This window comes from Jatrophihabitans sp., from assembly GCF_036389215.1.
GTDB lineage: Bacteria > Actinomycetota > Actinomycetes > Mycobacteriales > Jatrophihabitantaceae > Jatrophihabitans_A.
In genome coordinates this window covers 1-6823 of record NZ_DASVQG010000355.1, presented here as the reverse complement: position 1 = coordinate 6823, position 6823 = coordinate 1, and the positions used below count along the sequence as shown (strand labels likewise).

General features: G+C 66.0%; 5 protein-coding genes. All 5 read left to right on the top strand.

Going from position 1 to position 6823, the window contains the following annotated elements:
• Window positions 1-3: 3 nt before the first annotated feature.
• Window positions 4-903, top strand: a complete 900-nt coding sequence (locus VF542_RS20435) for an ABC transporter permease (protein WP_408653540.1) — start codon at window positions 4-6, stop codon at window positions 901-903.
• The gene (locus tag VF542_RS20430; RefSeq protein WP_408653539.1) at window positions 900-3008 is read left to right on the top strand and encodes a dipeptide ABC transporter ATP-binding protein; all 2109 of its coding nucleotides are present in this window, start codon (window positions 900-902) and stop codon (window positions 3006-3008) included. The genes VF542_RS20435 and VF542_RS20430 overlap by 4 nt, the downstream gene beginning before the upstream one ends.
• Window positions 3009-3190: 182 nt before the next feature.
• Window positions 3191-4879 (top strand): ABC transporter family substrate-binding protein, encoded by a 1689-nt coding sequence (locus VF542_RS20425; protein ID WP_408653538.1) that lies wholly within the window; start codon window positions 3191-3193, stop codon window positions 4877-4879.
• A 299-nt stretch (window positions 4880-5178) separates the two neighbouring features.
• Window positions 5179-6186 carry an ABC transporter permease gene (locus tag VF542_RS20420; protein WP_408653537.1) on the top strand — a complete coding sequence of 336 codons (1008 nt, stop codon included), beginning with the start codon at window positions 5179-5181 and terminating at the stop codon, window positions 6184-6186.
• A gap of 121 nt (window positions 6187-6307) precedes the next feature.
• Window positions 6308-6823: ABC transporter substrate-binding protein (locus VF542_RS20415; protein WP_408653536.1), on the top strand; the 516-nt coding region annotated here is incomplete at its 3' end.

Genomic DNA, 6823 nt, shown 5'->3' with positions numbered 1-6823 from the left:
GCGGTGTCGGAGCCCGATGCCACCGATCAGCGGGTAGATGCTGGTCAGCCGATCACCCGCGGCAGGCTCATCCTGCGCCGGTTCCTGCGCCAGAAGTCCGGGCTCGCCGCGCTGGTGGTGCTCGTGCTGATCTTCCTGCTGGCCTATCTCGGGCCGTACCTGACGCACTGGAAGTTCGACGACTTCGACCAGAGCACCATCCTCACCGGGCCTGACAGCAATCACTTCCTGGGAGTGGACGAGGTCGGCCGCGACGTCTACGCCCGCACCCTGAAGGGGCTGCAGAAGTCCCTGGTGATCGGCCTGGTGGCAGCCGTGGTCACCACCAGCATCGCGGCCATCGCCGGCTCGCTGGCCGGGTACTTCGGCAAGTACATCGACGTCGCGGTGGTGTGGGTCATCGATCTGCTGCTGGTGCTGCCCGGGTTCCTGATCCTGGCCATCCTCAGCCCCGCGCTGTCGGGCAAGACCTGGCTGTGGCTGGTGGTGCTGCTGTCGTTGTTCGGGTGGATGGTCACCGGCCGGGTGGTCCGGGGAATGGCGATGAGCCTGCGCGAACGTGACTACGTGCACGCCGCCAAGTTCATGGGCGTGCCATCGCTCACGATCATCCGCCGCCACCTGCTGCCCAACATGGCCTCGCTGCTGATCGTCGACGTCACCATCAACGTCGGCGGCACCATCCTGGCCGAGACCGGCCTGAGCTTCTTCGGCTTCGGGGTCCAGCCGCCGGACGTCTCGTTGGGCACCGTGCTCAGCGACGCCCAGCCGCTGGCGACCACCTATCCGCACGTGTTCATGTTCGGCGCCGGACTGCTGGTGCTCACCGTGCTCTGCGTGAGTGTCATCGGTGACGCGCTGCGGGACGCGATCGACCCGTCCTCAGGATCGAGCAGACTGTGACGCTCAGCAAAACGTCTCTCAGCACGAACCCTCCCAGCACCGCCCCGCTCCTCGAGGTGAGCGACCTCACCGTCGCCTTCGGCAGCGAGGCGGGTGCGGTGCGGGCCGTCCGCGGCGTCTCCTACTCGGTCCAGCCGGGTGAGACGCTGGCCATCGTCGGCGAGTCCGGATCCGGCAAGTCGGTCAGCTCGCTGGCCGTGATGGGGCTGCTGCCCTCCAACGCGGCCATCACCGGCTCCATCAAGTTCAAGGGCACCGAGCTGCTGGGCCTCAACGACAAGAAGCTCTCCCAGCTTCGCGGGTCGGGCATCTCGATGGTGTTCCAGGACCCGCTGTCGGCCCTGACGCCGGTGTACACGATCGGTGACCAGATCGCCGAGGCGGTGCGGATCCACCAGGACGTCTCCGCTGCCCAGGCGCACGAGCGCGCGGTGGAGCTGCTGGACCTGGTCGGGATACCGAACGCCCGGTTGCGGTCCAGCTCCTTCCCGCACGAGTTCTCCGGCGGCATGCGCCAGCGCGCGATGATCGCGATGGCGATCGCCAACGACCCGGACCTGATCATCGCCGACGAACCCACCACCGCCCTGGACGTCACGATCCAGGCGCAGGTGCTCGACGTGCTGCAGAAGGCCAAGGAGGTCACCAACGCAGCCACCGTGCTGATCACCCACGACCTCGGGGTGGTGGCCGGCTTCGCCGACCGGGTGATGGTCATGTACGCCGGCAAGGCAGTGGAACTCGCCAGCGTGGACGACATCTTCTACCACCCGCGGATGCCGTACACGATGGGGCTGCTGGGCTCCATACCGCGGATGGACGTGGAGGAGAAGGAGCCCCTGATCCCGATCGAGGGCACCCCGCCGTCGCTGGTGAACCTGCCCTCGGGCTGCCCGTTCCGGCCGCGCTGCCCGCTCGCGGTCGAGGTCTGCCGGACCACCGAGCCCCCGCTGGCACTGACCGACCGCCCGGAGCACCAGGCCGCCTGCCACCGCAGCATGGAGATCGCGCAGCGCCAGTGGAGCGCCGCCGACGTCTTCGTGCGGCCGGAACTCCCGCCCCTGGAGGGTGTCCTGGCCACGCCCCGGGAGGACCGGCCGGTGGTGCTGACCCTCGATGACCTGCACCGGGCCTTCCCCATCCGCAAGGGCGCGGTGATCCGGCGGACGATCGGCAGCGTGCGAGCGGTGGACGGGGTGTCCTTGGACATCAGGCAGGGCGAGACGCTGGGCCTGGTCGGGGAGTCCGGATGTGGCAAGACCACCACGATCATGGAGATCATGAACCTGCTCAAGCCGCAGCGGGGCAAGATCGTGGTGCTCGGCAAGGAGACCGACAACCTCAAGGGCGCCGACCGCCGCAAGATGCGGGCGGACCTGTCCATCGTCTTCCAGGACCCGATGGCATCGCTGGACCCCCGGATGCCGATCGGTGACATCCTGGCCGAGCCGATGTGGGTGCAGAAGATCTCGGAGGACCGGATCAAGGCCCGGACGGCCGAGCTGCTCAAGATGGTGGGGCTGGCTCCCGAACACGCCAGCCGGTACCCGGCCGAGTTCTCCGGCGGCCAGCGGCAGCGGATCGGGATCGCCCGGGCGCTGGCCCTGGACCCCAAGGTGATCGTGCTGGACGAGCCGGTCTCGGCGCTGGACGTCTCGATCCAGGCCGGCGTGATCAACCTGCTGGACGAGCTCAAGATCAAGATGGGGCTGAGCTACCTGTTCGTGGCCCACGACCTGTCGGTGGTGCGGCACATCGCCGACCGGGTGGCGGTGATGTACCTGGGCCGGATCGTCGAGATCGGCACCACGAAGCAGATCTTCGCCGCACCCTCGCATCCCTATACCCAGGCACTGCTGTCGGCGATCCCGCTGCCGGACCCGGTCAAGGAGCGCGGCCGCAAGCGGATCCTGCTCTCCGGTGACCTGCCGAGCCCCGCCGACGTGCCGAGCGGGTGCCGGTTCTCCACCCGTTGCTTCGTCTTCGCCGAGCAGCTCAACGCCGAGGAGCGGGCCACCTGCAAGGGTGTGGACCCGGAACTCTACGAGCTCGGCGGCGATCATCGGGCGGCCTGCCATTTCGCCAAGGTCCGCGAGGTCGTCTGACACCACTCACTGGTGTCAGCAGCAATTGCGAGGGTTCGGTTTCCTATCCGATCGGTACCGATTCGGCAACGACTCTAGCCGTGAGCGCTCAGAGTGCGTAGCAAGTAGCTGTCAACGCGACGGTTTTCGCTGCTCTGCAGTCCCCGTGCAGCAAGATTTCTGATACTCCTGAGGAGGAACGTGTGAGGGTGTTCGGCAAGGTAGGGCTCGCGACGGTAGTCGCGGCGTCCCTCGCCCTAACGGCCTGCGGCGGTTCGAACGACAACAAGTCGACCGGCGGCAACAAGCAATCGGACAAGAAGGCCCAAGCGGCTTCGAACCTGAACGACACCAACCCGATGGACTACGACAAGGTGCCTGCAGGCGGCACCCTGCGCTGGCCCATCGACAGCTACCCGGCGAACTTCAACCTCAACCACATCGATGGCAACGAGTTGCACACCACGCAGCTGATCACCGCGACGCTGCCGATCGTCTGGCATTTCGACGCCGGCAGCAACCCGACGCTCAACACCGACGTGGTGGACAAGGCCGAGCAGACCTCGACCAGCCCGCAGACGCTGGAGTACCACATCAACCCCAAGGCGATCTGGAGTGATGGCACGCCCATCACCTACAAGGACTTCGCGGGGCTGTGGGCGGCGCAGAACGGCACGAACAAGGCCTACAAGATCGCCTCCAGCAACGGCTACGAGCAGATCCAGAGCGTGGAGAAGGGCGCCAGCGACCAGGATGTCAAGGTGGTCTTCAAGACCCCGTACCCGGACTGGAAGGCGCTGTTCAGCCCGCTGACCCCGGCCAGCCTGAACGCCAGCCCGGCCGCGTACAACACCTCCTGGGTCAACGGCCCGAACCTCGCCGGCGGCCCGTTCAAGATCAGCACCCTGGACAAGACCGCCAAGACGATCACCGTCGTCCACAACGACAAGTGGTGGGGTAAGGCTCCTAAACTGGACAAGATCCAGTTCATCGTGCTGGACCAGGCCGCGCAGGCCAAGGCGCTGCAGTCCGACCAGGTCGACTTCGTCGACATCGGATCCAGCGTGGCGAGCTACGCCACGGTCAAGGCGTCCCCCGGCGTGTCCATCCACAAGGCCGGTGGCCCCAACTGGCGCCACATCGACATCGGCAGCAGCGGCCCGCTCTCGGATGTGAAGGTCCGTCAGGCGGTGTCGCTGGCGATCGACCGCACGGCGGACGCCAAGACCATGCTGACCCCGCTCGACTGGCCCGCCACCGTGCTCGACAGCCACATCTGGATGAACAACCAGAGCCAGTACAAGTCCACTTGCGGTGACTTCTGCAAGCGGGACGTGGCCAAGGCCGGCAGCCTGCTGGAGTCGGCCGGCTTCAAGAAGGGCAGCGACGGCATCTACGCCAAGGCCGGCAAGCCGCTGAACCTGAACTTCGTCATCCCGGCCGGCGTCAAGACCTCCGCCGACGAGTCGGCCCTGCAGCAGAAGGCGCTGCAGGAGGCCGGCATCAAGGTCACCATCAAGACGGTGCCTTCGGACCCGTTCTTCTCCGACTACGTGCTCGTCGGCAAGTTCGACCTGACGATCTTCAGCTGGATCGGCACCCCGTTCCCGATCTCATCGGCCCAGTCGATCTACACCACCACCGGCGGCCAGAACTACGCCAAGATCGGCACGCCGGAGATCGACGCGCTGTACAAGCAGGCCGTCTCCGAGCTCGACCCGAAGAAGGCCACCGAGCTGACCTACCAGATCGACCAGAAGATCTGGGAAGCCGGCCACTCGGTGGCGCTCTACCAGCGTCCGGACCTGGTTGCCTCGAAGACCAGCCTGGTGAACTTCGGTTCCTTCGGCTTCGCCGACATCGTCTACGAGAGCATCGGTTTCAAGAAGTAAGCAGTGCCCGTAGTAAGCATTGCGTGAAGTAAAGGTCGAAAAGGTAGTCAGTTCGCACCGGCAGTCCTTGCCTCGTGCGAGACACCCTGATGGCGGGGGTCTGCAATAACGATTCGTGCAGATCCCCGCCGTTGGGCCGCGGAGGTGGGCTAAGGTCCCGAACCGCTGGTCACCCTTCGGTCACGATCTGTCCGATGGGTTGCACTTGTTGCCCCCGCGTTATCCAAAACGCCTAACGTTCCCCGCTGGCGAGATCTGCGACCGCAGGTCCCGCGGAATCGAAGGAGGCAGACCGCCCGATGTCGATGCCCCAGCCAGGTGAGCTCGAAGTCGCTACTGCTCACCTCGACACCCCGACCGAAGAGCACGGTGAGAAGGCGATCCAGGGGCGCTCCCTGCGTCAGATCGCCTGGCGGCGGCTCAAGCACGACAAGGTCGCGATGGCCGGCGGACTGGGCATCATCATCATGACGCTGGTGGCGATCTTCGCCACGCCACTCAACAAGCTGCTGGGCAACCCGCCGAACGAGTTCAACTCGGGCCTCACCGACATCGACACGACGATGCCCTACGGCCGGCTCAGTGGCGCCTCCGCCCAGCACTGGCTGGGTGTCCAGCCGGTGGACGGGCAGGACATCCTGGCCCGGTTGATCGCCGGTTCGCGCACGTCGCTGATGATCTCGGTGGCGGCCATGGTGCTGTCGCTGACCCTGGGCCTGACCATCGGCATCGTCTCCGGCTACTACCGCGGCGCCGTCGACGCCGTGGTGGCCCGGATCCTCGACGTGCTGCTGGCCTTCCCCGTCCTGCTGTTCGCCATCGCCCTGCTGGCGATCTTCAACCAGTCGCCGTCGTTCCTCGGGATGAAGGGCCAGACGCTGAACTTCGCGGTGGTCATCTTCGTGCTGGGCTTCTTCGGCTTCGCCTACCTGGCCCGGATCGTTCGTGGCCAGACGCTCTCGCTGCGCGAGAAGGAGTTCGTCGATGCTGCCCGCAGCCTCGGCGCCAGCGACTGGCGGATCATCACCCGCGAGATCCTGCCGAACCTGATCGGCCCGGTCCTGGTGTGGGTGACCATCACCATTCCCACCTACATCCTCGGCGAGTCCGGCCTGTCCTACCTCGGCGTCGGTGTGCAGCCGCCGACCTCGTCGTGGGGGCAGATGCTGAGCAACGCCGGCCGGTTCTTCCAGAACGATCCGATGTTCCTGATGTGGCCCGGATTGATCCTGTTCCTCACCGTGCTTTCCTTCAATCTGTTCGGTGACGGCCTGCGCGACGCGCTGGACCCGAGGTCCACCCGTTGACGCCTACCCGCGTCAACCCTGAGTGCCCTCGCATGCGAGGGGTTTCAAGACCGGCATCAGCCGGGGCCGGCCGATCCTGGCCGGCAGGTAGTTCCGATCGCCTAGGAGGGTGAAGAAACCAATGCAACGAAACAGAAAGGTCGCGATGGCGGTCGGGTTGACCGCCGCCGCGACCATGGTGATGACCGCATGTGGAAGTGGCGGTGACAACGGGGGCGGAAGCAACAAGACCAGTGGACCACGGTCCAGCGCCAGCAACGCCAACGGAAGCGACCAGTCGCTGGCGGCGGCGTTCAACGCGGCGACCATCGGCTTCGTCAACAAGTCCGACAAGACCGGCGGCAGCCTGAACCTGCTCGCCACCGGTGACTGTGACTCGTGGGACCCCGCGAACACCTACTACGGCTGGTGCTGGAACATGCAGCGGCTGTTCACCCGCACCCTGGTGGGCTACTCCTCCAAGCCGGGTGCCAACAACGTCGCGATCGAGCCCGACCTGGCGACCGGCCTGGGTGAGCACAACGCCGACTTCACCGAGTGGACCTACAAGCTCAAGCCCAACATCAAGTGGGAGGACGGCTCGACCGTCACCAGCAAGCAGGTCAAGTACGGCGTCGAGCGGGTGTTCGCGACCGAC